The 26844-nt window shown below is 34.9% G+C and carries 25 protein-coding genes; 4 read left to right on the top strand and 21 right to left on the bottom strand.

The window, feature by feature from the left end:
* Positions 1 to 46 precede the first annotated feature (46 nt).
* Positions 47 to 1657: an Ig-like domain-containing protein gene (locus tag EYD45_RS15865; protein WP_130965642.1), complete on the top strand. Its 1611-nt coding sequence runs from the start codon at positions 47 to 49 to the stop codon at positions 1655 to 1657.
* Here the strand turns inward: EYD45_RS15865 and EYD45_RS15860 are convergent.
* The 14 genes from EYD45_RS15860 to EYD45_RS15800 form a co-directional block, all read right to left on the bottom strand.
* Positions 1641 to 2423, bottom strand: coding sequence for an amidohydrolase (locus EYD45_RS15860; RefSeq protein WP_130965640.1), 783 nt, complete (start codon positions 2421 to 2423; stop codon positions 1641 to 1643). The genes EYD45_RS15865 and EYD45_RS15860 overlap by 17 nt on opposite strands.
* A 41-nt stretch (positions 2424 to 2464) precedes the next feature.
* Positions 2465 to 3610 carry a methionine aminotransferase gene (locus tag EYD45_RS15855; protein WP_130965639.1) on the bottom strand — a complete coding sequence of 382 codons (1146 nt, stop codon included), beginning with the start codon at positions 3608 to 3610 and terminating at the stop codon, positions 2465 to 2467.
* 48 nt (positions 3611 to 3658) lie between these two features.
* On the bottom strand, positions 3659 to 4876 hold the full coding sequence (gene lhgO / locus EYD45_RS15850) for an L-2-hydroxyglutarate oxidase (protein ID WP_130965637.1): 1218 nt from the start codon (positions 4874 to 4876) through the stop codon (positions 3659 to 3661).
* Between the two features lie 83 nt (positions 4877 to 4959).
* Complete coding sequence (locus EYD45_RS15845) at positions 4960 to 5463, bottom strand: BAR domain-containing protein (RefSeq protein ID WP_130965635.1); 504 nt, start codon at positions 5461 to 5463, stop codon at positions 4960 to 4962.
* Between the two features lie 63 nt (positions 5464 to 5526).
* Positions 5527 to 6024, bottom strand: coding sequence for a hypothetical protein (locus tag EYD45_RS15840; protein ID WP_130965633.1), 498 nt, complete (start codon positions 6022 to 6024; stop codon positions 5527 to 5529).
* Between the two features lie 25 nt (positions 6025 to 6049).
* On the bottom strand, positions 6050 to 7828 hold the full coding sequence (locus tag EYD45_RS15835; protein WP_130965631.1) for a MutS-related protein: 1779 nt from the start codon (positions 7826 to 7828) through the stop codon (positions 6050 to 6052).
* 75 nt (positions 7829 to 7903) lie between these two features.
* Entirely contained in the window at positions 7904 to 8596 is a 693-nt protein-coding gene (locus EYD45_RS15830) for a zinc metallopeptidase (RefSeq protein ID WP_130965629.1), read from the bottom strand.
* An 80-nt stretch (positions 8597 to 8676) separates the two neighbouring features.
* Positions 8677 to 9777, bottom strand: a complete 1101-nt coding sequence (gene ald / locus EYD45_RS15825) for an alanine dehydrogenase (RefSeq protein ID WP_130965627.1) — start codon at positions 9775 to 9777, stop codon at positions 8677 to 8679.
* Positions 9778 to 9988: 211 nt separating this feature from the next.
* Complete coding sequence (locus tag EYD45_RS15820; RefSeq protein ID WP_130965625.1) at positions 9989 to 10255, bottom strand: SemiSWEET family sugar transporter; 267 nt, start codon at positions 10253 to 10255, stop codon at positions 9989 to 9991.
* A gap of 16 nt (positions 10256 to 10271) precedes the next feature.
* Complete coding sequence (locus EYD45_RS15815) at positions 10272 to 12047, bottom strand: tetratricopeptide repeat protein (protein WP_130965623.1); 1776 nt, start codon at positions 12045 to 12047, stop codon at positions 10272 to 10274.
* 181 nt (positions 12048 to 12228) lie between these two features.
* A complete protein-coding gene (locus EYD45_RS17030; protein WP_262708621.1) occupies positions 12229 to 12351 on the bottom strand; it encodes a hypothetical protein in 123 nt (40 codons plus the stop codon).
* Positions 12352 to 12491: 140 nt separating this feature from the next.
* Positions 12492 to 13760: a serine--tRNA ligase gene (gene serS / locus EYD45_RS15810; protein ID WP_130965621.1), complete on the bottom strand. Its 1269-nt coding sequence runs from the start codon at positions 13758 to 13760 to the stop codon at positions 12492 to 12494.
* A gap of 42 nt (positions 13761 to 13802) precedes the next feature.
* The gene (locus EYD45_RS15805) at positions 13803 to 15119 is read right to left on the bottom strand and encodes an HTTM domain-containing protein (protein ID WP_130965619.1); all 1317 of its coding nucleotides are present in this window, start codon (positions 15117 to 15119) and stop codon (positions 13803 to 13805) included.
* Positions 15119 to 16048: a bifunctional riboflavin kinase/FAD synthetase gene (locus EYD45_RS15800; protein ID WP_130965617.1), complete on the bottom strand. Its 930-nt coding sequence runs from the start codon at positions 16046 to 16048 to the stop codon at positions 15119 to 15121. Before EYD45_RS15800 ends, EYD45_RS15805 begins: the two co-directional genes overlap by 1 nt.
* Before the next feature lie 68 nt (positions 16049 to 16116).
* Between EYD45_RS15800 and EYD45_RS15795 the strand changes: the two genes are divergently transcribed.
* On the top strand, positions 16117 to 18762 hold the full coding sequence (locus EYD45_RS15795; protein WP_130965615.1) for a reprolysin-like metallopeptidase: 2646 nt from the start codon (positions 16117 to 16119) through the stop codon (positions 18760 to 18762).
* A 10-nt stretch (positions 18763 to 18772) separates the two neighbouring features.
* On the opposite strand, the gene pth is transcribed toward EYD45_RS15795, so the two are convergent.
* The 7 genes from pth to EYD45_RS15760 form a co-directional block, all read right to left on the bottom strand.
* Positions 18773 to 19399 carry an aminoacyl-tRNA hydrolase gene (gene pth / locus EYD45_RS15790; protein ID WP_130965613.1) on the bottom strand — a complete coding sequence of 209 codons (627 nt, stop codon included), beginning with the start codon at positions 19397 to 19399 and terminating at the stop codon, positions 18773 to 18775.
* Positions 19400 to 19476: 77 nt separating this feature from the next.
* A complete protein-coding gene (gene clpX / locus EYD45_RS15785) occupies positions 19477 to 20709 on the bottom strand; it encodes an ATP-dependent Clp protease ATP-binding subunit ClpX (RefSeq protein WP_130965611.1) in 1233 nt (410 codons plus the stop codon).
* Between the two features lie 71 nt (positions 20710 to 20780).
* Positions 20781 to 21455 carry an ATP-dependent Clp endopeptidase proteolytic subunit ClpP gene (gene clpP, locus EYD45_RS15780; protein WP_130965609.1) on the bottom strand — a complete coding sequence of 225 codons (675 nt, stop codon included), beginning with the start codon at positions 21453 to 21455 and terminating at the stop codon, positions 20781 to 20783.
* A gap of 180 nt (positions 21456 to 21635) precedes the next feature.
* Positions 21636 to 22964: a trigger factor gene (tig, locus tag EYD45_RS15775; RefSeq protein WP_130965608.1), complete on the bottom strand. Its 1329-nt coding sequence runs from the start codon at positions 22962 to 22964 to the stop codon at positions 21636 to 21638.
* Positions 22965 to 23084: 120 nt separating this feature from the next.
* Positions 23085 to 23432, bottom strand: a complete 348-nt coding sequence (locus EYD45_RS15770; protein WP_130965606.1) for a phage holin family protein — start codon at positions 23430 to 23432, stop codon at positions 23085 to 23087.
* A 34-nt stretch (positions 23433 to 23466) separates the two neighbouring features.
* Complete coding sequence (locus tag EYD45_RS15765) at positions 23467 to 24243, bottom strand: alpha/beta fold hydrolase (protein ID WP_130965604.1); 777 nt, start codon at positions 24241 to 24243, stop codon at positions 23467 to 23469.
* A gap of 10 nt (positions 24244 to 24253) precedes the next feature.
* Positions 24254 to 24967, bottom strand: a complete 714-nt coding sequence (locus EYD45_RS15760) for a pyridoxine 5'-phosphate synthase (protein ID WP_130965602.1) — start codon at positions 24965 to 24967, stop codon at positions 24254 to 24256.
* Between the two features lie 88 nt (positions 24968 to 25055).
* On the opposite strand from EYD45_RS15760, the gene EYD45_RS15755 reads away from it, so the two are divergent.
* Both EYD45_RS15755 and EYD45_RS15750 read left to right on the top strand, forming a co-directional pair.
* Positions 25056 to 25715 carry a CBS domain-containing protein gene (locus EYD45_RS15755; RefSeq protein WP_130965600.1) on the top strand — a complete coding sequence of 220 codons (660 nt, stop codon included), beginning with the start codon at positions 25056 to 25058 and terminating at the stop codon, positions 25713 to 25715.
* A gap of 3 nt (positions 25716 to 25718) precedes the next feature.
* On the top strand, positions 25719 to 26603 hold the full coding sequence (locus tag EYD45_RS15750) for an NAD kinase (protein WP_130965598.1): 885 nt from the start codon (positions 25719 to 25721) through the stop codon (positions 26601 to 26603).
* The last annotated feature ends 241 nt before the right edge of the window (positions 26604 to 26844 follow it).

Raw genomic sequence — 26844 nt, 5'->3', positions numbered from 1 at the left:
TTTAAGGCAAATTTTATGTAGGTTTGCTTAAAATTTAATTAAGGCAATGCGCAATACGTTTTTAAATTTTCTTTTGGCACTAACCGTTGGCTGTATTTTTATCAATTGTGCCAACAGAGGCACACCTGAAGGTGGCGAAGAGGATGTGACACCTCCAGTAATTGTTAGCACTTCTCCAGAAAACTACTCCACCAATTTTAATGCGAAGGAAATAAGAATTGAGTTTGATGAATATATTAAAATTAAAAACCTACAAAAGCAATTAATTATTTCGCCTCCCATGAAAACCCAACCTGAAATTACGCCTTTGGGAGCCGCAAGTAAAACTATTAAAATAAAGATTTTTGACACACTGCCTCCTAATACTACGTATGCCTTTAACTTTGGGAATAGTATTGAGGACAATAACGAAGGCAATCCCTACACTTATTATCGTTACGTGTTTTCTACTGGAGATTTTATTGACTCTTTAACGGTTTCAGGAAATATTACGGATGCATTTAAACGTGAACCCGAAACCTTTGTTTCGGTAATGCTTTACGAAGTGGATTCTACTTTTACAGACTCTATTATTTATAAAGAAACTCCAAAATACATTACCAACACACTCGATAGTCTTACTACGTATACTATAGAAAATGCAAAGGCAGGCAAGTATTTATTGGTTGCATTAAAGGATAAAAACGGCGATAATATTTATCAGCAAAAGTCAGATCAAATTGCCTTTAAAAAGGAATTTATTACGCTCCCAACTGATAGTACCTATAGCCTAAGGTTGTTTAATGAAGTGGTAGATTTTAATCCTTCAAGACCTCAAATTGTAAATGGTGAAAAAATTATGATTGGGTATGAAGGAGATCCAGAAGGTGTAAGATTTTCGATGATTTCTGAAGTCCCAGAGGACTTTGAATATCGCATTTCTAAAAACAAAGAAACTGACACACTATATTATTGGTACAAACCTAAACTAGAAGTTGACTCGTTAATTTTGCATATTGAACACCCGCAAATAACTAAGGAATACACCGTAAGAATACGTGATAAAGAACGTGATTCCTTAATGCTTGAAGTTGAACCAAGCGGCACTATTGCTTATGATGCAGACTTCAAGATTTCTGGAAACATCCCCTTCACTAAATTTGATAAAACCAAAATTGAGTTGATTGACAAAGATTCATTGCCTGTTGAGTTTACTATAAAATCATACGACTCTTTATCCAACACTTATGCCTTAGATTTTAAAAAAACCGAGGACAGCGAATATAATATGACTGTTTTTCCTGAAGCTTTTACTGACTTTTTTGAAAACACTAATGACACACTCCAATATTCTTTAAGAACTAAAAAACAAGACAGTTACGGGAATTTACGCCTAAGAATTAATAATGCGGTTTACCCAATTATTGTTCAACTTACAGATAAAAGTGAAAATGTTAAGTATGAACAATATGCCACTGAGCAAAGAATATTTGACTTTTTAAACATTAGTCCTGGCAATTATTTAATTAAAGTAATTTTTGATGCCAACGGCAATAAGATTTACGACACAGGGAGCTACCTAAAAAAAATACAACCAGAAATCACCAAACATTCTGAAAAATCTATTGAAGTTAGAGCTGGATGGGATGATGAAACCAGCTTTACATTAAAAGATTAAACTCATCTCTGTCTTCCAAAAACTTAAGTGCGTTTCTGTATTTCCTAATATGATTCTTGGATAAGTTTACAATTTCAATAACTTCTTTATTCATCGGTATTTCAGATATTTTTTTACCTAAAACATCATAACAGGCAGAGCTCCCACAATATCCAATGTTGGCTCCATCAACGCCAATTCGGTTTACACCAATACTGTAGCTCATATTTTCAATAGCTCTTGCTTTCAATAACGCATCCCAAGCATCAATTCTTGGCACAGGCCAATTGGCAACGTACAGCAAAATATCATAATTTTCAGTGTTTCTTGCCCATACAGGAAAACGTAAATCATAACAAACTAAAGGACAAATTCTCCATCCTTCATAGTCCAAAATTAGCTTACTTTTCCCTGCGGTATAAACCTTGTGCTCCCCTGCTAAAGTGAAAGTGTGCCGTTTATCATAATATGATAATTTTCCAGATGGCTCTACAAACAAGAACCTATTAAAATAACTGCCATCTTCAGAGATCACTACACTTCCTGCAACAGCAGATTGCACTGTTTTTGCCATATCCTTTAACCAAGATACAGTAACTCCATCCATTGTTTCAGCCACACTTTTAGCATTCATGGTAAACCCAGATGTAAACATTTCTGGCAGAATAATAATATCTACCTCCTCTTTAATGCTTTTGATTTTCTCACCGAAGTTTAACCGATTTTGTTCTGGGTTTTCCCACACCAAATCGGTTTGTACTAAAGCTATTTTTAAGTCGTCTTTCATCTGCTTAAATTGTATTGTTTTTTATCTGTCAGATATTATATTTAAATAGAGTTTAAAATATCCGCAGCTTGTTTTAAAGTATCCTCTTTTTTAGCAAAACAAAATCGCAACAGCTTTTCATCAGAGCCATTAGAATTAAAAACAGATAATGGAATAGAGGCTATTTTTTGCTCAATAGTCCATCGTTTTGCTAAATCAACATCATATGCATCACTAATTTCGGAATAATCCAGTAATTGAAAATAGGTACCTTTAGCAGGTGTAAATTTGAATCTTGAATCTTTTATTAAATCTAAAAACAAGTCTCTTTTCCTCTGATAAACCTCAGGCAAACTCAGATAATGCTGAGGGTTTTTCATATAGTCTGCAATTCCTTTTTGTGTAGGATGATGTACGCAAAACACACTAAACTGATGTACTTTTAAAAACGCTTTCATAAGTTCATTTGGAGCACAACAATACCCTATTCGCCAACCAGTATTATGAAAGGTTTTACAAAATGATGCCACCACAAAACTCCTTATTTTTAAATCCGGATACATACATACACTTTGATGCTTCTCGCTATCAAAAACCATATGCTCATATACCTCATCACTTAAAACAATGATATTCGTATTTCTAGTAATTTCCTGTAATCTAACTAAATCTTCACCAGAAAAGACTGAGCCCGTTGGATTGTGAGGTGAATTAATGATAATCATTTTGGTTTTATGATTAACGCTCTCTTTCACTTCTTGCCAATCAACTTTAAAATTCTTGGATGCCTTCATTTGAATGGGAACCACTTTACCTCCATTAAGCTCCACCATTGGTTGATAGCTATCATAAGCTGGTTGAAATACTATAACCTCGTCCTCCTTACCTATAAAAGTTGTTATAATGGTGGCAATAGCCTGAGTAGCTCCAGCAGTTACTGTAATTTCTGATTCTGGATGATAACTTGCGTTATAAAGTGTAGCTGTTTTTTCAGCAATAGCTTCTCTTAATTCTAAATTCCCCTGCATTGGTGCGTAATGGTTATATCCAGAATTCATGGCTTTACTAACCAAATCGATAAGTTCTTGATCGCTATCAAAATCTGGGAAACCTTGGGATAAATTTATGGCACTATGCTTTGTTGCCAAAGCACTCATAACAGTAAAAATGGTAGTACCTACGTTGGGAATTTTAGAAGCATGTTGCATCCTTTAAAGATAAGAACTTATAAACAATCTTTACCATCTTAAAACACCTCATAAATCAAAATGTGCAATTGCCATGTCGCAAATTTTATCTCCGATTGCTAAACACGCTGTAGCTGCTGGTGAAGGCGCATTTAACACATGAATACTTTTGTTTTGGTAGGCGATCTCAAAATCTTCTTGCATCTCTCCATTCTCTTTAAGCAACATTGCTCTTACCCCTGACCTTCCAGGGACTATGTCTTCAGCAGTTAATGACGGTATCAAACGCTGCAATGTCTTTAAAAACATAGTTTTTGAAAATGCACGACGATATTCATTCACCGCAAACTTGGTATTATTTTTAAGCAAATTCCATATTCCTGAGTAAGTTAAAGCATCAACAGTATCCTTCAAATTAAAATCGGTTTTACCGTAACCCTCGCGTTTAAATGTTAATACTGCATTTGGCCCACACTCCACATCGCCATTTATCATCCTTGTAAAATGAACCCCAAGAAATGGAAACGCTGGATTTGGTACTGGATATATAAGATTTTTTACTTTTTCTTTTGCGCCTTCAGTAAGATTGTAATAATCTCCCCTAAAACCAACCACCCGTTGTTTAAGATTTATGTTATCTTTTTTTGCTAACCTGTCCGCTTGTAAACCACCACAGAAAATAACATATTTAGTATTATACTTTTGCTTTGAAGTTACTAAAACTGAAGTCTCAGACGAATGGTTCCAATTCATAGCTTCTGCTCCTAGCACAATTTTACTCTTGGGCTGTATCCCTAAAACCAAATTCGCCATGGTCTCCGTAGCGGATTTAAAGTCAATGATACCCGTACATGGCACCCAAATACCTCCAATACTTTTCACATAAGGCTCTATATCTTTAACCTGATCTGAGTTAATTTTCTCAATATCTTCTATTTTATTTTGAAGTCCGTTATTGAAAATCTTATCCAAATAAGGTAGTTCACTTTTATCAGTTGCAGCCACAACTTTTCCGCATACCTCATGAGCCACATTATACTGTTTAGCGAAAGACACCAATTGTTTTCTTCCGTCTGAGCATAATTTAGCTTTAAGCGATCCTGGTTTATAGTATAACCCTGAATGTATCACCCCTGAGTTATTGCCTGTTTGGTGTGCAGCTAAACTCTCCTCTTTCTCGATAAGAACCAGTTTTAAACGAGGGTATTTCTGTTGAATTTTATAGGCCGTAGCAGCACCAACAATACCACCGCCAACAATTGTTATATCATAAAAAAAAGAGTCCAAACACTTAGTTTTTTTGAACTCTTAAGATATTATATAATTTGAAGTAATCAAACCAGATTTACAGATAAATCTAGTTTCTATATTTACTTTAGCTTCTGTTTTGTCTTAGCAACGTTGGCATTTAATTTCTCTATTTTTTCTAACCACTTTTTTTCATCCTGAGGTGATAATTTGCCTTTGCTTTTTAGCTTCTCATACTTCTTTTGGGCATCCTTAAATTTCTTGGTGGCCTTGTCATAATTAGATTGAGCTTTCTCTTTTTGTCTTAATGCTTTTTCAGCCTTTTTTCGCTTTTTTTCAGCTTTTCTTTGTTCCTTTTCAGCTTTTTTCTGCTCTTTCTCTGCCTTTTCTATTCGCTTTTGTGTTGCTTCAGCTTCCGCTATGTTTTGTTGTTTCTTTTCAAATTCAGCTAAAATTTTTGCTTTTTCTTCCACGCTCAAAGTATTGGTAATATCCACACCTTCTTGGAAAATAAGTCCCTTTTTAACTTCATATACCTTGTCGTTAACTTTTATTTCTTGTGCGGACAATGACATTCCTATCGTTACAAATACTATCAATAATAAGAATCTAACTATATTTTTCATGGTTTACATACTTTGTCATTTAGACGCTATTTTTACTAAAAAGTCACTTTGTTGAATTCACTATTAATTGTTGATTTTAAGTTCTGCTTTTTTCAATTTCAGTTCTAGTTTGTTCAAGCGTTTTTCCCACTTTTTCTTTGCTTTAGGTGATAGTTCCCCTTTTTCCTTAATTGTACTATACTCTTTCTTTAAGCTTTCTAAATCCTCTTTAATCTTGAAAAATTCTTTCCTTGCCTCTTCACGCTTTTCGGTCTTTTCTTCAATCTGTTTTTGCTTTTGCTTAAGTGCTTTCTCCCTTTCTTGAAGTTTTTCTAACTCGCCTTTAATGCGCTCTTCCTGTTCTTCAGCTTCCTTTTCGGCTTTAAGCCTGCGCTCTAAAACAGCATTAATATACTCCTTTCTTGAGTCTGAAAGTTCAGCAGTAACATCTTTACCTTCTTTATAAAATTTATTCCCTTTTACTTTGTATACCTCCCCACTATCAGTAATTACACGTTCACTACTTCCGCATGAGGTAATACTAGCTATCCAAATTACTAGAATTATATATTTCAATTTCATAATTTTTGTATTTATAAATTTAACATCAAACTATTTCCATTTTCTTCAAAAGGAAACTTGCATTCATGTTCTTGCAAACACCTTCTTTCAATGTATAATCAAAAAACAGTTCATCATTGACGATTTCTGCATCAAAATAGTAGTTTTTAACGTCCTCTAGTTCTTTTTCAATGTCACATAAACTCAAATCGTGGGTTGCTATAATCCCCGTAGCATTGGATGCCACAAGTTTTTCAACAAACTTTTTAGAACCGATAGCTTTGTCAGTACTGTTTGTACCTTTCAGGATTTCATCCAACACAATAAAGTATGGTGTTTCTTTTATTGTATCAACTATAAATTTTAATCGTGTTAACTCTGAAAAGAAATACGAACTATCATCAGTTAAGGAATCTGATGTACGCATACTGGTAATTAGTTTTATTGGACTGTAAACACTTGACTTAGCACACACAGGCAAACCTACATTAGCCATTACTATATGCAGCGAAATAGTTCTTAAAAACGTACTTTTCCCAGCCATATTTGCACCCGTAACAATAAAAAATTGCTCTTTATCAATAACTACATCACTATCCACCCTTTTATCTTTATTTAAAAGTGGATGCCCAAGACCTTCTGCTTTAATAATATGTTCATCTTTACTAATTAATGGAAATACATATTCGGGGTGGTTGAATGAGAAATTGCCTAAACTGTTGTAGGCATCAAAGAACGATACAACCTCGAACCAATCAGAAACCTTGGTATTGTATTGCTCAATCCATTGCTCAATTCTGTAACTATTTTTTATATCGGTTAAGAAGAAACCGTTTCCAAAAATGGCTCCTATAATATTATTCCTATTATCCAATGCATCTAAGGATCTTGATAGCTTTTTAAAAATTAATGAGGCCTTATCTTTTTCCGTTTGAATTTGATGTTGCTTTTGTTTCAACAATTCCGACTGAAACGTTTCGTTTTCAATCATATCCAATAATACAGCATACTGACGAAATGTATCCTTTACTTTATCAGCATTGGAAGAAAGCTGGTTGATTTTCTTGACGTATATTCCCGTGAGCCCCAAACCTAAAAACAACCAATACAGTAAAACACTTTGGTTAGCAATAACGTCTGAAATGATACCTATAAAAATAGCTATGGAACATAAACTAAATGCCAATGGCAACCATTGCATGAGATTTGGCAAAAACGATTTGTAAGTTCCCAACCAATTGACAATCGCTGTTGCAGGAGTTTCTACAGTAACCAATCTTGCATTAGCTCCATAAAACTGTCGCCATTTTGGTTTAGAAGCCAATTCTTTAATAGCTTCCTGCCGAAGCTTTACATCCTTAGTTTCATTTGCTTTTAAAGCATCAGCTAATTGCTTTTTCCCTTCATTAATATGTGTTCGATTAATAAATTGAAAGAAGGAACCACGACCGAATAAATCAATATCCAGACTGTAAAAATGCTTAGGATCTTGAAATTCCAATCCTTGATCTCTATTGTGAAAATTTCCTGAAGCTATGGCAAGCTCATCTTGATTTATTTTAATTAAAGCATCATAAAAGGCCTTTTGATGCTTTACATCGCTATGTTTTGAAAGTAAATACACAAAAAGACCAATACCGATAGCAGCTAGTAATACTGCTACTTGCCAAAAATTGAAATAAAAATAAATTCCGAAAGCGACTACTAAAAACACCAATACACGCAAAATGCTTAATGTTGTCATTCGCTTATATAGTGCTTTTGATTTTAGCTCGTAGCTTTCAAGATGTTCTTTATAATATGCTTTAGGGTTTGAATTTATCATTACGCAATTAAAAATGTAAATAAACAAAAAAGCCCTGAAATGACTTCAGAGCTTTTGTAGTTATAATGTTTTGTCTTAATCTCTTCCAAACACTTGAAATGCCCAGTATAATAGATTTGCTAATGCACCAATAGCAGCTACCAAATACGTTCTGGCAGCCCACTTTAAAGCGTCTTCAGATCCTTTGTATTCATCTGGAGTAACCACATTTTTATTCTTCAACCAAGCTAATGCTCTATTACTGGCATCGTACTCTACTGGCAAGGTAATGAAGCTGAACAATGTCGCAGCTCCCATCATTACTAAACCAGCTACCGCAACCCACCAACCTAAACCTAAGCCAGCGGCACCGCCTAAAATTAATCCACCAATAATCAACCATTGCGACATGCCAGAAGTTACGCTAACCACAGGGACTAAAGTAGAACGCATTTGCAACCAACTGTAAGCTTGCGCGTGCTGTACCGCATGACCAACTTCATGAGCCGCAACTGCAGCAGCAGCAGCATTACGCTGATTATAGACCGCTTCACTTAAATTAACCGTTTTATTCTTTGGGTTGTAATGGTCTGTTAACTTTCCGGGTGTGGAGATAATTTCAACGTCATAAATACCATGGTCTGACAACATTTTTTGAGCTACCTCAGCACCACTCATTCCATTTCTCAAGTGCACTTTTGAATACTTTGCGAACTTTCGCTTTAAAGTATTACTTACCGCCCAACTAGCGAGCATTACTGCACCAATTAATATATAATATCCAAACATAATTTCATTTTTTAATTTACAATAAATATAGCAATAATTACGCCAATTCTAACCCATGAAATTTTGTCAGATTCACTTGCTTACACAGTTTCAAATTCTAAATCAAAAGCCTCGGCAATTTCTTTATATACTATTTTACCATTAACGATGTTGAGTCCCTTTGCAAGAGATTTGTTTTTCTTGCATGCCTTTTTCCATCCCATATCAGCCAGTTTAATAACATAAGGCAATGTAACATTAGTTAGCCCCATAGTAGAAGTATATGGTACAGCTCCAGGCATATTGGCCACACAATAATGTACTACTTCGTCAATGATATAAGTAGGGTCTTGATGCGTTGTAGGTTTAGTAGTTTCAAAACAACCACCCTGATCTACTGCAACATCCACCATTACTGCTCCATGACGCATATCTTTTAGCATATCTTTTGTAATCAATTTAGGTGCTTTTGCTCCTTTAATCAATACACCACCAATAATCAAATCAGAATCCTTGATATGCTTTCTAATGTTATATTCACTTGAAAACTCGCTAATCACATTATTTGGCATAGTTTCACTTACATGGCGCAACGCTTTCATATTGATATCTAAAATAAATACATTTGCCCCCAATCCTGAAGCCATTCTTGCTGCTTGAACCCCCACAACACCAGCTCCTAAAATCAATACTTTTGCAGGTGGTACACCCGGTATACCTCCCAATAAAATACCTCTACCTTGAATTGGTTTTTCCAGATATTTAGCACCTTGTTGGACTGACATACGACCCGCAACTTCAGACATGGGGATTAATAATGGTAAAGACCCGTCTTTGTCCTCCACAGTTTCGTATGCGATACATACAGCCTTACTCTCAATCATAGCCTGGGTTAACACTTCGCTAGATGCAAAATGAAAATAGGTAAACACAACCTGATCTTCCTTTATTAAACTATATTCTGGCTCAATAGGCTCTTTTACCTTCACTATCATATCTGCGATATCATAAATCTCCTCGATAGTGTCAAGAATGGTTGCACCTGCCTTAATGTAGTCTTCATCTAAGAAGCCACTGTTATGGCCAGCGTCTTTTTGAATGTATACAGTGTGATTTCTTTTTGTTAATTCGAAAACACCAGAAGGCGTCATTCCAACGCGGTTTTCGTTGTTTTTAATTTCAATAGGAACACCAATTTTCATCTTTCAATTTTTAAGTTAAATTACAATTATGGTTAAGAAACGAAATACGAGTACAATATTAAGATATTGAATTGAAAATAAACAGAGAATTGTTATTTTTTTTGAATTTTCAATATCGATTTTAACAATATGCTAGGAATTACATAAAACATTTCAGCTTAACAGAGTTTTCGTTGTATTATTCGTTATTAACGATCGAACCATGTTAGGTTTACTTTTTGCCATATTTCAGTTTGAAATACAGCAATAATATTGCAGACAATACAGTGATAGAATTTGCAAAAATCATAGAAGGACTATGTTTTAAGAACCCATAGATAAGCCATAACACTATACCGATAAAAAATAAAATTAACATGGGTAGTGACAAACTAGAAACATCTTTAGTTTTCCATGTTTTATATACTTGAGGCAAAAATGCAATTGTTGTAAGTACCGCTGCGGCAAAACCTATTGTTTCATATGCATCAAAACCCATTAGTAAACTTTAAAAGTTAGTTGATAGCATCTCCGCGAAGTTTTCTAAATTGCTTGCGCGCCTCAATAAAATAAATGCTATCTGCATGGTTGAAAATCAATTCTTTGTATAATCCTTTAGCTTTTTCTGGGGCATCCAAATGGTATAAATATAACTCTGCCGAACTGTAAATAGCGTTGTCTATTAAAATACCATCTCTGAAGTTATCGATTATTTGTTGGTAATTATTTGCAGCCTTTTCAAATTGTTTTTTAATTTCAAAAAGCTGACCTTGCTTATATAGCGCTTGGGGTATTATAGGTTCGGTTTTATGTTCTTCGAGCACCTTACTCAGTAACATAATAGCTTCATCATTTCTATTTTGAAAAGCCAACAAATCTGCTTTCGCATAACGCTTTAAGGCCGTTTGAAGAGAGTCTTCGTACTTATTGTCGGTTATCAATAATTTTAAATCTAAAGCATCATTGGCAATTAATTGTGATGTTGAAGATTTTAAAATCTTAAGTTGAGATTCTGCCCATTTAAAATCGCCTTTATAATAACTTGCCTTGGCAACTTTAAATCGTGCCATTTGTGATACTTCGCTATTCTTTAAATTTCTTTGAATCTGTGTATAGTAGATCAAAGCTTTATTGAACTCCTCTTTTAACACCAAAATATCACCCAGTTCTAATTTAATTTGGGCCTTTTCAATTTCATTCAACGGTAACTCTAATGCATTTTCCAAAAACACAGTTGCCTCTTTTGTTTTATTCATATAAAAGGCTAAAAAATGAGCGTAAGCTATTTGTAAATCTAATGTTTGTGCGAAAGTACCATAGGTGTCAAAAAGTTCTATGTATTTATTTTCAAGTTCTTTAAAGGAATCTTTATCAGCTTCTTTTGTTTCGATTTGAAGTAAATCATAAAACGCCACTAATTTTGTATCGCTATCCTGAGCATTTTCAATTACATAGTTAAATATAGTTTTTGCAGTTTCATAAGCTTTATCTCTTTCGGCAGTTTTGCCTAAATTCATGATGCGTTCTAGTCCTTCCTGGACTCTTGCATTTATGGCCCTTTCTTGGGCAAATGCCTTATTAAACTCTTTTTGCTGAATGAACAACCAACTTAGGAGTTCATTCCATAGCACATTGGGTTCTTGCTGAATTTTCTTGATTAGTAATTTTCGTAAAATGATGTTGCTCTCATTGCTGCCATCATCACTTATGAAACTATTAAGCGCTCGCTTTACGTTGCCTAACGAAATGGGGTTTTTCTCTGCAAAATCTATATAATTCAACATCATTTTTTCAATGTCTCCCTTTTCACCATAAATTTGAGCCAAAGGCAATTTTAAATTCAATTTTGGATTAAGCTCCATGGCTTTTTCATAAGTGGTTGCCGCCTGATCTAGCAATGCATAATCTTGAAACGTCCTAGCGACAGAATAGGCGTTATTGGGGTTTACCAGTAAACTATTTATGGCTATCGTGTAGTTTTCATTAGCCTTTTCTGGTTTATTTTGTAATTGATAGTTATACCCGAGCGTTACATAAAATGCGGGATATTTGGTTCTCCCTATTATTGTTGTCAAAAAATCTTCAGCCTCTTGATATTGTTCCAATTGTTGATGGATATCAATAATCTGCTTGATATAGCTTATGTTTGACTTTGATTTTGAATAAAGCTTCTTGTATTCTACCAATGCCTTTTCAAAATCACCATTTTTGTAGTATTCCTTAGCAAATAAATCATCCTGCGCCACCAGAAGCGCTGGAATAAATAGGAATAAAAACAATAGCAATCTCATTGAGTAAATATAATGAAGATAAATTGAACACAATACCTTTTCTAACTTGAAGAACACCAAAAATGCCCGAATATTGCATTCGGGCATAACCAACCAAAATAAAGTTCTATTAACTAAACTACCGAAAATAAAAACGATAGCATCACTCGATTGGGGACAGTCTTTGTATGTTTAAAACAACTTATTTTTTCACAACTGCCAAGGTTTTATCTTCAGATTTTTCTAAACTAAAATCTGAAAACAAAACTTTACTCCCGATAAATATGAGTGCTAAAAGCAGAATAATACGTAGTACATTCTTCATGGTTAAGTAGGTTGATAGATTTGGTCTAGCTATATTCTAAAATATATTGGAAATCACCAAGCAAACTTATAAAAAATCGTTAATCAACATGTCTAAAATGCATTTAATCGATTTTTACATGTAATTTTGAAAGAAAAAGACTAAATTTTAGCGAACCCTGTATAGGCACGCAACACTTCTGGAATTTCTATACCATCCACAGTTTGATAATTCTCTAAAATACCTGCAAGAATTCTTGGTAATGCCAAAGCACTGCCATTTAAGGTGTGCGCCAACTCATTCTTCCCATTAGCATTCTTGAATCGTAGTTTTAAGCGATTGGCTTGAAAGGTTTCAAAATTTGAAACAGAAGAGACTTCCAACCATCTATTTTGCGCAGTTGAAAACACTTCAAAATCGTATGTCAAAGCAGATGCAAAAGACGTGTCGCCTCCGCACAGTTTTAAAATCCTGTAGGGCAACTTTAATTCTTCCAAAACAGTTTTTACGTGGTTTACCATTCCATCCAAAGCATCATAGGATTTTGATGGATGCTCTACTCTTATGATTTCTACCTTATCAAATTGATGTAACCTGTTTAAACCTCTAACGTGGGCACCATAACTTCCAGCTTCTCTTCGAAAACAAGGGGTATATCCAGTAATCCCTATTGGTAAATCACTCTCATTCAACACTGTATCCCTAAAAATATTAGTTCCTGGGACTTCAGCCGTAGGAATTAAATACAGGTTATCTTCAGTTACGTGATACATTTGCCCCTCTTTGTCAGGCAATTGCCCAGTACCAATACCAGAGGCTTCATTCACCAATAATGGCAATTGGTATTCCGTATATCCAGCCTCAGCATTCTTATCTAAAAAATAAGTGATTAACGCACGTTGTAGCTTTGCACCTTTTCCTTTATAAACAGGAAACCCTGCTCCTGTAATTTTATTACCAAGCTCAAAATCTATGATATCATATTTTTTTGCAAGCTCCCAATGCGGCAATGCACCTTCGTGAAGTGTTGGAATATCGCCCCAATTATAAACCTCTTCATTATCTTCTTCAGAATTGCCAGCAGGCACAGATTCGTGTGGCACATTTGGGATTTGAAACAACAGTTCCTGTAGGTTATCTGTTGTTTCATTCAATTGATCCGTCAGGGCTTTTGAAGTTTCTTTTAATTCTCCCGTTTTCGCCTTTAACACATTTGCTTCTTCAACCTTACCCGACTTGAATAAGCCTCCTATTTGTTTAGAAATGGTGTTAGACTCTGCTAAAGTATTATCCAATTCGGTTTGAATATTTCTACGCTTTTCATCCAAAGCAATAACCTCATCAATCATTTTACTGGCATCTATACCTCGTTTTGCCAAACGTTGTATAACTGCTGCTTTATTATCTCGAATAAATGGAACTTGTAGCATGGTTTAAAATTTAAGCGACAAATTTAATGATTTAGGTAGTATTTATTCCGTTTTTGAAGGTAAAATCCAATCGCTATGTTTTAGAGGTTTCCAAGGTTGGCTTGCAACATCCACGTCGCGATTAATAAACCGCTTTAAAGGCTTTCCATTTACGCTTACCCTACAATCCACATAAACTTCTACATCTTTTCCTTTAGATTTGAAATGGTCTTTTAAGTATTTTGAAAACTGCCAAATTACATCTGGTTTTGTACTTGTGCTTTTCTGCTGCTTTTTGGTTAGGAAATCGTTCATATTTATACTTAAACGCTCACCAGTAGCTTTATCTTTTATTGTATATACTGTTCTCCCATATTTAGCTCTAAGCATCATGCGCCATGACAAACGATGCCCTTCCTCCGTCCATAACACATAATCTTTAAACCCATGATGGCGCAGTGGCAATACTATTTGAAAAACAAAATAAATAGCAAACAAAATAATGTAAGCATTCTTAAAGTTTGGATATTTTATTTCACGTTCATCATAAAACACTCTCTTTTTTAGAAAGATATTTCGAATGGTTTTTGGCGGAAAGAAAAACAGATAAAAAGCCAAAGCCAAATAAGGGAAAATACCTATTTGAAACACTATCGAATTAAATAAATGGAACCCTATTGAAATGATAAATGCCCATTTTCTTGTTGGTTTGTACAACAACAAAGGCACTATTAATCCGTCAAAGAAAATGCCTCCCCAAGTTAAAACGTTTTGCAACCATTTTTCCTGTAACATGTCTCCAATAAGATAGTAACCTTGTTTTCCTTTCATTAATACTTCCATAACGGTTCCATCCAACCAATCTGGGTAGAGTTTTGCGACAGAAGCATAGGTGTAAACAATAAAAAGTTGCAGGATAAACACCAAACGGCACCAATTGGGCATTGCGTTGGTTTTTAATGATGGATTTAATTTGGCATCAAAAGACATATCACGATGCGCTGGCATAAACACCATTATGGCACTAATTAAAACCAACAAATAATAATGATTGTTGTATGACGACTTTTGCATCAGGTAACTTCCTGCCCAAAGCAACGTGAAACTTATTATGCTTAAGCGATACTTGTATCCCACCATAATCAACAAGCCAAAAACAGCCATTATGGCGTAATACACGTACATCCCTTCACCTTGAAATACCTGCAACCACTCAAAACCTATGAATGTAAATGTGAATTTTGGTTCAACCAAAACACGTTTTACCCAACCTGTAAGTATCGCCCCAAAAGATTCTAGGAAACAAAGTAGACCAAAAAAAACTCTAAAAACTACTAATTGTGAATTATCGATATGTTTGAATAACCAACTATTCAACATTATAAGTTATTGATAAAATTCAATGAAAAAAGTTTATCCTTTTGAAGCTGATCTTTAAGTGCTTGAACCGATTCAAATTTTTGTTCGTCCCGAATGCGCTCCAATACATCAATTTGAATTTTTTCGCCATAAATGGTGCTATCAAAATTGAAAAAATGCACTTCAATGGATTCTGTTTCACCACTAACCGTAGGGTTCATGCCTATGTTCATCATACCAAAAACGGTGTCTTTACCAATAGTTGTTTTTACAACATAAGACCCTTGTTTTGGTATGAGTTTATAAGCTTCATTTATGCCTATATTGGCAGTAGGGTAATCAAGTTGCTTTCCAATACCTTTTCCTTTTATAACGGTTCCTGTCAGCATAAATGGATAGCCCAAATATCTATTTGCCTTTTGAATATTGCCTTCTGAAAGCGCTTTTCTAATTTTTGTGGAACTTACGGCAACGTCATTAATATCTTTAGCTGAAATTTCTTCTACTTCAAACCCAAATGCCTCTCCGTATTTTATCAAATCATTGATATCCGCATTCCTGTTTCTACCAAATCTGTGATCATAACCAATAATTACTTTTTTAGCGTTTAGTCTATCTACCAAAACCTGTTTTACAAATTCTTCTGCCGATAATCGTGAAAAGTCCTTTGTAAATTTTTTTATCAGCAGGTAGTCTAATCCTAATGAATCTAATATCTCACTACGTTCATCAATTGTGTTAATGAGTTTGATGTTGGAATCCTTTTGCAAAACCATTCTCGGATGAGGAAAAAATGTAAGAATTACAGATTTTAAACCTTCCTTTTCACCTAAAGCAATAAGACGATTAATGATTTTTTGATGTCCAACGTGAACACCGTCAAAAGTTCCAATGGTTACTATTGTGGATGCTGAAGATTTATATTTTTCAATTTTCAATACCTTACCCATAGGTGTTTTGGAATTGTTAATGTCGCTAAAATAAGCTAGATTTGCTTTTAAAAGACCCCTGTTTAGTTATGAAAACAAAACTACATTATGTTTTTGCAACAACCATATTTTTAATTGCTTTTTCAGCTTCTGCGCAAGATAACTTTTTTGTAAAAATAGAATATCAGCAAAAAGCAAGCGCATTAAAAACTACTTCAGAATCACATTCAACATATCAGTTTGACTATAACAAATTGAGTGCTGCATTACAGAAAGCCTCTAATAAAAATACGTCTAAAGCATCAGATGTTATAATTGATTTCCCAAACTTAAAAGGCTCTTTAGAAAGGTATAGAATAGTTGAAGCATCAGTGATGCATCCTGAGCTTCAAGCTAAATACCCCGAAATTAGATCATATATTGGGTATGGCATTGATTCCCCAACAGGGTATTTAAGGTTTAGCCTCTCTCCATACAAAGGCTTAACCGGCATTGTCTTAGGTAAGGAGAAAGCGGAGGTTTTTCAACCTGATACTAAAAATACATCACAATTTACAGTTCTTACCAAATCTAGTTTGGATAAAAAAGAAGGGTTTAACTGTAGGACTATAGATAGCTTTTTTGAAGCATCAAATAAGAGTAATGGCTTGAAAGATGCAGATGACAGTATTAACAGGCTGTATACGATAGCAATTTCAGTTACTGGAGAATATTCTGATTTTCATGGTGGCACCCTGCCTTTTGTAAATGCATCACTTGCGGCGACACTAACTAATGTAAATGCTGTTTTTGAAAACGATTTTAATGTCTCTCTACAACTTGCTGCTAACAATGACAATGTTATATATTTTGATGCGGCTACCGATCCCTATTCTGGATTTAACAATTACGGTACGGAAGCACAAGGCGCCTTAGATGCTGAAATTGGCGATGCCAATTATGATGTTGGCCACTTACTTTCAGCTATAGGTTTTGATGGTAACGCTGGATGTATTGGATGTGTTTGCACAACTGGACTTAAAGGTAGTGCTTATGCTTCTGATGATATACCTGACGGGTTTAATTTTGATATCGATTTAGTAGCACACGAAATTGGACATCAATTTGGAGCAAATCATACATGGACACACGACGGTAACGAGGGTACAAATGTACAAATAGAACCCGGCAGTGGTACAACAGTAATGGGTTATGCTGGTATTGCGGCTTCAGCCAACATACAGCTTAACAGTGATCCTTACTTTCATGGAATTTCCATAGAGCAAGTCACAAATTTTATAAAAACAACCTCTTGCGCTACTGAAACCAACACAGGAAACACGACTCCAACTGCCGATGCAGGAAATGATGTAACGCTTCCTATTGGCACTGCATTTAAGCTTACTGGCACAGGTGGAGATAGTGATGGGGACATTATCACATATTGCTGGGAGCAAATTGACGAGAATAATGCCGCAACCGTCTACCCTAACCCAAATTTAGGCAGCGACGATGCTGTTTTGGTACGATCTTTTCCTCCCACAACAAGCCCCACAAGATATTTTCCGAACTTGTCCGATTTAACATTTGGAGTAAATGCAAGCCAATGGGAAAAAGTTCCTAATGTGGGTAGAACTGCAGATTTTAGGTTGACTGTGAGAGATAATAAACCTAATGGTGCCAATAATAATCAGGATGATATGCGTGTTACTTTTGACCCAAGCTTCGGTCCGTTTCAAATTACTTCCCAAAGTACCACTGGTATTTCATGGTCAAGCGGAAGTACTGAAACCATTACTTGGGATGTAAACAATACCAATACTTTACCAGGAGCATCAAACGTAAATATTCTATTATCCACTGACGGTGGCGAAACTTATAATGAAATAGTGAGCAACATCCCTAACAATGGTAATTATTCGCTTACTGTTCCAAACTCACCTTCGCCTGAATGTAGATTAATGATTGAACCTACCAACAATAATTTCTTTGCCATTAATTCTGAAGATTTTGCTATTGACTTTGAAGTCACCTCTACATGTACGCAGTATAATTCTTCAACCAATTTAGGTATTGATATTGATGATAATACTGAGGCTTTTACACAAAGTCATGTGATTAATATACCAGATGATGCAATTATAACAGATATTAACGTTGGCATGAATATTACCCACAGTTATATTGGTGATTTAGGGATTGAAGTTGTGAGTCCTAATAATACAACAGTAACACTAAAAACTTCAAGTGATTGTGATTCTGAAGAAGATATTATTGCTGTTTTTGATGATGACGCTGTGGCTTTCAATTGTTTCAATTCTGATAATAACTTATACCAAAAATCTTTAAATGATTTACTAGAAATTTTTAATGGCGAAGGTACTGCCGGAGATTGGACGATTAGATTAGGAGATTTTCAACCAGGAGATACTGGCACCTTAAATTCTTGGTTTATTGAGGTTTGCCAAACCACTCATACAGCGTTGGAAATCACCGAATTTTCCTTTAAAAATGTTAAACTATTTCCTAATCCTAATAATGGCGAGTTTACCATAAAAATTGACGCTGCCCATGCTAATAAAAACATTAAAATGGAACTATTTGATGTGAGGGGCAGATTGGTGTATGAAGAACAATTCGAAGAAACGTCAAGACTTGATGAGACTGTAACACTCGATAGTATTCAATCAGGAATGTATATTTTGCGCCTGCAAGATGAGACCAGTACAGATACAAGAAGAATTGTAGTGAAATAAGCAATTTTCCTTATTTCCCGTTGAAGCTATTCATCGTAGTATTTACACCCGCCAAGGCAAAAGATTTTATAAGCTCTACCGACGTTTCTAAACGTTGAGGAAGTTTTTCTATTTCATCATCATTCCATTCTCCTAACACATAATCTACTTGTCTACCTTTACTAAACGCATCACTTATACCAAACCGAAAACGGTTGTATTTGGTAGTATTCAGTTTTTCCTGAATATCTTTTAATCCGTTATGCCCTCCATCACTTCCTTTGGTTTTTAACCGAATGCTTCCAAAAGGTAAGTTTAAGTCATCAGTAACTATCAACAGATTTTCTAAGGGTACTTTCTCCTTTTTTAACCAATAGATTACTGCTTTACCGCTTAGGTTCATAAACGTGCTAGGTTTTAGAAAAATAAAAGTACGCCCTTTCAATTTATAGGTAGCCACGTCTCCAAGTTTTTGTGTTTCAAAAGAAAAATCTTCTTTTTTAGCAAAAAAATCCAAAATTTTAAACCCAATATTATGTCGTGTCTTAGCATATTTTTCACCAATATTTCCTAAACCAACAATTAAAAATTTCTTCATGGGGTCTTGATCTTTTATTTTGGGTGTCGATTTGAACCAATTCAACAAAAACCTACACATACGTTCATTTTTTGTAAAAATAAAAAAGCATCCTAAATAAAATTTAGAATGCTCATATTAATTTATAAATCTGTTTCTTAAGAAACGGCTTTGAGTTTTTTAAGTGTGGTTTTTGTTAACTTGTCTTCTGCATAAACTTTAGTAACATTCAATTTTTTGTCATTACTACTTGGTAACTCAAACATAGCATCGGTTAAAATTTCTTCACATAACGAACGTAGTCCTCTAGCTCCTAATTTATATTCAATCGCTTTGTCTACAATAAAACCTAGTGCACCATCTGTTATCGTGAATTCAATATCATCCATCGCAAACAACTTCTTATATTGCTTGATAATGGCATTTTTTGGCTCAGTTAATATCGCTCTCAAGGTTTTCGCATCTAAAGGATCCATGTACGTTAATACTGGAAGTCTTCCGATGATTTCGGGGATTAAGCCAAAATCTTTCAAATCCTTTGGAATAATGTACTGCAATAAGTTATCCTGATCGACAACCTCATCAGACATTGAAGCTGCATAACCAACCGCTTTCATATTTAGGCGCTTGGAAATAACGCGTTCTATACCATCAAAAGCACCACCGGCGATAAATAAAATATTTTCGGTATTCACCTCGATAAACTTTTGATCTGGATGCTTCCTTCCGCCTTTCGGTGGAACATTCACTGTAGTTCCTTCAAGTAACTTTAATAACGCTTGTTGCACACCTTCACCAGAAACATCCCGGGTAATAGATGGGTTATCACTTTTACGTGCAATTTTATCTATTTCGTCAATAAAAACAATACCCTTTTCAGCTTTCTCTAAATTGTAATCCGCAGCTTGAAGCAAACGTGTTAAAATACTTTCTACATCCTCTCCAACATAACCTGCTTCAGTCAACACGGTGGCATCAACAATCGCCAAAGGCACATTTAACATTCTGGCAACCGTTTTGGCCATCAACGTTTTACCTGTACCAGTTTGCCCAACCATAATGATATTACTCTTTTGGATTTCAATATCATCATTTGTTGGTGGTTGCAATAAACGCTTGTAGTGATTGTAAACAGCAACAGACATGACCTTTTTTGTCATTTCCTGACCAATAATATATTCATCAAGAAACGCCTTGATTTGCTGTGGTTTTCTTAGCTTTAATTCTGCAGATAAATCATTAGTGTCGTTTTGTTTTGATTCTTCAACAACAATACCATGTGCCTGCTCAATACACCTATCACAAATATGTGCATCCAAGCCTGCAATCAATAAGTTTGTTTCTGGCTTTTTTCTGCCACAAAACGAACATTCTAATTCTTCTTTTGCCATTAATCAGTTAAATTTGAGAGAAGCAAATTACTTTACTTATTCTATTAGGACTTGTAAAAGTACGATTTTTTTTAATTTCTAGCTAATATCTCGTCTATCATGCCGTATTCCTTCGCCTTATCGGCTTTCATCCAATAGTCTCTGTCACTATCTTCATATACTTTGTCGTAATCCTGACCTGAATGCTTACTAATAATTTTATAAAGCTCTTCTTTTAGGGTTAAGATTTCCTTTGCCGTGATCTCAATATCACTGGCTTGCCCTTGAGCACCGCCCATTGGCTGATGAATCATTACTCTAGAGTGGGTTAAACCACTGCGTTTTCCTTTTTCTCCAGCGCACAACAATACCGCACCCATTGAGGCGGCCATTCCTGTACAAATTGTGGCTACATCGGGCTTAATAAATTGCATCGTGTCATAAATACCTAAACCGGCATACACACTACCTCCTGGAGAGTTAATGTAAATTTGTATGTCTTTAGAAGCATCAACACTTTCTAAAAACAATAACTGGGCTTGAATAATATTTGCAACTTGATCGTTTATTCCCGTACCTAAAAATATGATTCTATCCATCATCAATCGTGAAAACACATCAAAGATGGCAATATTCATTTGGCGTTCTTCAATAATATTTGGGGTAAGATTGGTAGGGTACATACTACTTACAATTTTGTCGTAATACGTGCTACTGATACCTTGATCTTTAATTGCAAATTTTTCGAATTCTTTAGCGTAATCCATAATAAGCTATATCTTTTTAATATTAAGATGTTATGTTAAAAAATATCCCGCAAAAAAAAGCGGGATTAGTTCAACTTACAATTTTGATAAATTTTGAGATTTCCCAAAATTGAGTTTCACTAAAAATGCGCTTGAATCCGATGGATTCAAGCGCATAAATATAATGAATTATTATTTGATTTATTTGTCGCCGTATACTTCTTTAACAAACTTTTCGTAACTCAATTCCTTTACCTTTAAGTTTGCTTTTTCTTTATAAAGTTCAATTAATTTTTGACTTATTAATTGCTCTGAAATTCTACGTGCTTCTTCTTGATTTCCCAACACTCTAGCTGCAATACCTTCAAGCTCTTCATCTGATGGGTTCATCTGTCCAAACTGTGCCATTTGCGCCTTGATCATTTCTTTAGCATGCCCTTTGATGTCCTCTATGGTAACTTGAATGTTATTGTCTTCAATTAATTTACCTTCAATTAACTGATAACGCAAACTCTTTTCTGACTTTTCATATTCTTCCTTGGCTTGCGCTTCATCCATTTCCTTTTCACCTGAAGTCTGCATCCATTTAGTTAAAAACTCAGCAGGTAATTCAAATTTGGTATTGTCCACCAAATATTCCGTTACATCATTCAATAATTTTTGGTCAGATTGCTGTTTGAATTGCTTTTCAGCGTCCTCTTTAATCTTTTCCTTTAATTCGGTAACAGAAGTTACTTCTTTAGAAGGGAATATTTTATCAAATAACTCTTGGTCTAAATCTGCTAATTCACGCTTGTTAATTTCAGTGATTGTGAAGTTCACTTCAATATCCAAACCATGAGCTTCATCATGACCTACTTTTAAGGCATGCATTAAATCGTGATCATCTTCGTAAAGCCCTTTTGTTTTCAAAGTAATAACATCTCCCACTTTAGCACCAACAAATTTCTTCGCTGTTGTTTTGCCTTTGAATTTATCTAAAGTTAAAGTAACCGTGTTATCTATTTCCTTTTCTTCGTTCTTGTACGATCCTGTTATTTCACTATCCTTTTCAACGGTATCTTGAGACACTAACTTGCCATATTGCTTTTGAATACGCTCAATTTGCTCGTCAATCATCTTATCATCCGCAATAATATTATAGTGTGTAATAGCTTTTTTGCTTTTTAAGTTTACGTCAAATTCCGGTGCCAACCCTAATTCAAACTCAAAACTAAAACCATCGGCATCCCAATCAATTTCGTCTTGAGGCTTAGGTAATGGTTGCCCTAAAACATCTAGTTTTTCTTCAGTAAGATATTTGTTTAGCGCATCCTGCAACAGCTTATTTACTTCATCAACTAATACTGCTTTACCGTATTGCTTTTTTACCATTCCCATTGGCACGTGTCCTTTTCTAAATCCTGGAATGTTGGCAGTTTTACGGTAATCTGATAAAATTTTCTCTACTTTATCGCTGTAATCCTCTTTAGCGATATCTACTTTTACTACCGCATTTAATGCATCTAAGTTTTCTCTTGTAATATTCATTGTAATGATATAAGCCTGTTTAGGCAATTAACAAATGGGCATAGGCCCGAAATCAAAATTGGGATGCAAAATTAGTACATTTTTGCATCCCAACAAAGTTTTTAATTATTTGATTTAGAGCTACTTTTTATCTTCTTTTAAAAGTGAATGCAATATGGATTGTAGTATAGACAATAGGATACTGAAAAGTAGCGCCCACCAGAAATTAGCTACTGCAAAACCATCTATTAGTTTGTCCGCCAATAGTATGATAACGGCATTTATCACTAATAGAAAAAGACCTAACGTAAGAATGGTGGCTGGCAGTGTAAAAATGACTAACAGTGGTTTTACCAATACGTTAAGAATAGCCAATACTACGGCAACGATAAGTGCACCTACATAGCCATCTACATTAACACCTGAAAGTAAGTGCGCTAAGATAAAAACGGCTACTGCATTTAGCAAAAGTTTGATAATTAGTTTCATTGTTACAGATTATTTTATTTAATAAAAGTAAATATTATTTCACAAAGCCCATAAGCTCATCAAAAAACGCCTTTGGATTCTCAGCATGCAACCAATGTCCTGCATTGGGAATTGTTGTAATTTTAACATTTGAAAAATGATTTTTTATAATCCTTTCATCATCTGCTCCAATATATTCTGACCGATCGCCACGTAAAAACAGGGTGTCTTTTTCAAATCTTGCATAACTTGGTAGCGCTTCACCAACTTCTGCAACTTCATTTTGCAATATCTCCAGATTAATACGAAGCCCTAATTGTCCTTTCTCTACCCAATACAGGTTTTTCAATAAAAACTGGCGTGTACCAACATCGGGTACATATTTGACTAGAGCCCTATCTGCTTCTCCTCTACTTCTAATGCTATCAAAATCGAGTGCGCCTAGCCCATTTAAAATCGCATCATGATGCACAGGATAAAATCTTGGAGAAATATCAGCAACTATTAATTTTGAAACCAGTTCTGGGTACTCCGTTGCAAACAACATCGCTGTTTTCCCACCCATGGAATGCCCCAGTAAAATAATTTTATCTAAGTGTTTTGCTTCGCAATAGTGTTTCAAATCTTCTGCTAACACTTCATAACTAAAAGCATCATCATGAAAACTATGTCCGTGATTGCGCTGATCTACCAAATGTACTTCATATCCTAACTCAGCAAGATTTTTACCATGAGTTTTCCAATTGTCGCCCATGCCTAAAAACCCATGTAGAATCACAAACGGTTGTCCTTCCCCTAATATATTTGAATGTAAAATTCTATCTTCTGTCATAAACTTAACCTCATTTTAATTTATGCAAATACATTTGAATTACATTCTCAACGCCTAAGTACAAACTCTCTGCAACTAAAGCATGCCCGATAGAAACCTCCAACAGATTTGGAATATTTTCTTTAAAAAATTGAATATTATCCAATGATAAATCATGTCCTGCATTAATTCCTAAACCTAAGTCGTTTGCCAAAATAGCACTTTCAGTATAAGGTAAAATACCGTCTTTATTTCCCAAATTATATTGATGTGCAAAACTTTCAGTGTACAGTTCAATTCTATCAGTTCCTGTTGCTTTAGCACCTTCAATTTGTTTTAAAATCGGGTCGACAAAAATAGATGTTCTAATCCCATTCTTTTGGAACTCTGCAATTACATCAATTAGAAAATCCTTGTGTTTTATAGTATCCCAACCTGCATTGCTTGTTATGGCATCTTCAGCGTCAGGCACCAATGTAACTTGCGTAGGTTTTACACTCAATACCAAATCCATAAATGATTTTATGGGATTACCTTCAATATTATACTCCGTATACACCTCAGGTTTTAGATCTCTTGCATCTTGGTAACGTATGTGGCGCTCGTCTGGTCTTGGGTGTATAGTCACCCCTTCGGCACCAAAACGCTGTACATCTTTGGCAAACTGCACTACGTTTGGCACATCACCACCACGGGAATTCCTCAAGGTTGCAATCTTGTTAATATTTACACTTAACTTTGTCATCTATTCAATTTTAAAGTACAAAAATACAAACTAGAACAGGCTTAGGTAGGTTTTTTTTGATTAATTTGCAATGTAATTAATAGTACACATGAGACTTTCAGAATTTATTATAAACGACATAAAACCAGTAAAAACTAACAGTAAAATAAGTGAGTTGCAAGAATTTTTTAACCAGCTTACTTATTCACATATCCCTATTCAGGATGAAAACGGTGTTTTTGCAGGTACGTTTTTTGAGACTGATGTGCATTGTTTTGATGGCAACAAATTGGTGAGCGACTACCTATATAGTTTGGAGGATTTTTATGTGCGAGAAAGCACCATGTGGCTAGACGTCTTGGAAGCTTTCGCCCAAAACTCGGCTAACATTATGCCTGTTTTGAATGAAAAAGGAGATTATCTGGGGTATTATGAGCTTAATGATGTGATAGGACTTTTTAACGAATCCCCATTTTTTAATGAAGCCGGAGGTGTTTTAGTGGTTGAAAAAGGTATTAATGATTATTCTTTTAGCGAGATAAGCCAAATTGTAGAGTCCAACAACGGTAAATTGCTCGGAGCGTTTGTTTCAAAAATGAAAAATGATATTGTTCAGGTTACCTTAAAAATTGGAAATACCAGTCTTAATGATATTATTCAAACATTCAGGCGTTATAGCTACAATATAGCATCAGGACACGAGGAAGATAGTTTTACACAGAATTTAAAAGAACGGTCGGACTATTTAAAAAAATATTTAAATATTTAATGTATGAAGTTAGCCGTTTTTGGACGCTTTAATAATAAGTATACACTTATATCTGTAGACACACTCCTTAACTATGTTGCTCAAAAAGATGTGGAAGTCTACATAGAATCTGAATTTTCGGAACTCATAAAATCCGTTTCAACAAAACGAGATTTTTATAGTACGTTTGAAACGTTTAAATCCCTGGATGAATCATTCGATTTATTGGTAAGTATAGGTGGTGATGGCACTATTTTAAGAGCCATAACCTTTGTGATGGATTTAGACATCCCTATTGTTGGCATTAATACTGGAAGGTTAGGGTTTCTGGCAACAATTCAGGTAGAGGATATTGAAAAAGCAGTACAAAATATTATTGACGGCAAGTATAGAATTTCAGAACGCAGCTTACTTACAATAGAAACGTCACCTGAAAATGATGATATTTTGGACTTAAACTTTGCCTTAAACGAGATAGCCGTTAGCCGCAAGAACACCACTTCCATGATTACCGTAGAGACACTTCTTGACGGGCAATATCTTACCTCATATTGGAGTGATGGCCTAATTGTATCAACACCAACAGGTTCAACTGGCTATTCCCTAAGCTGTGGTGGCCCCGTAATAACACCTGGTGCCAACAGTTTTGTACTTACACCTATTGCTCCGCATAATTTAAGTGCAAGACCTCTGGTGATTCCCGATTCAACCGAAATTCAATTAAAAGTTGATGGTCGTGAAGAGCAACATTTGGTTTCGTTAGACTCCAGAATTGCAACTTTAGATAATGGCACTATTATAAAAGTTAAAAAAGCCGACTTTAAAATTAAAATGATTGATTTACTTGACGAGAGCTTTTTAAAAACACTTCGCAAGAAAATGTTGTGGGGCGAGGATAACCGAAATTAACTACCCCTACTGCCCCCGAAAGTGAGGAACTACTAAACAGATCGAAAGATATTAAGTGCGATTTTAGTATTAGTTAATGTTTAGATAAAACTAAATTTAGGATAAGATACTAAAGCTAGCAGATATTACTGCGTATTCTATGATTCGACCAAAAAAAATTTGTTAAAATTTAAGCTACGAACCTTAATGTATCCACATAAGGTGTTTGTCTTTGTATAACCGCAAAGATGCGAGCAATCAA

The sequence above is a fragment of the Hyunsoonleella flava genome (assembly GCF_004310325.1).
GTDB lineage: Bacteria > Bacteroidota > Bacteroidia > Flavobacteriales > Flavobacteriaceae > Jejuia > Jejuia flava.
This window is presented reverse-complemented; position numbering and strand designations above follow the sequence as displayed.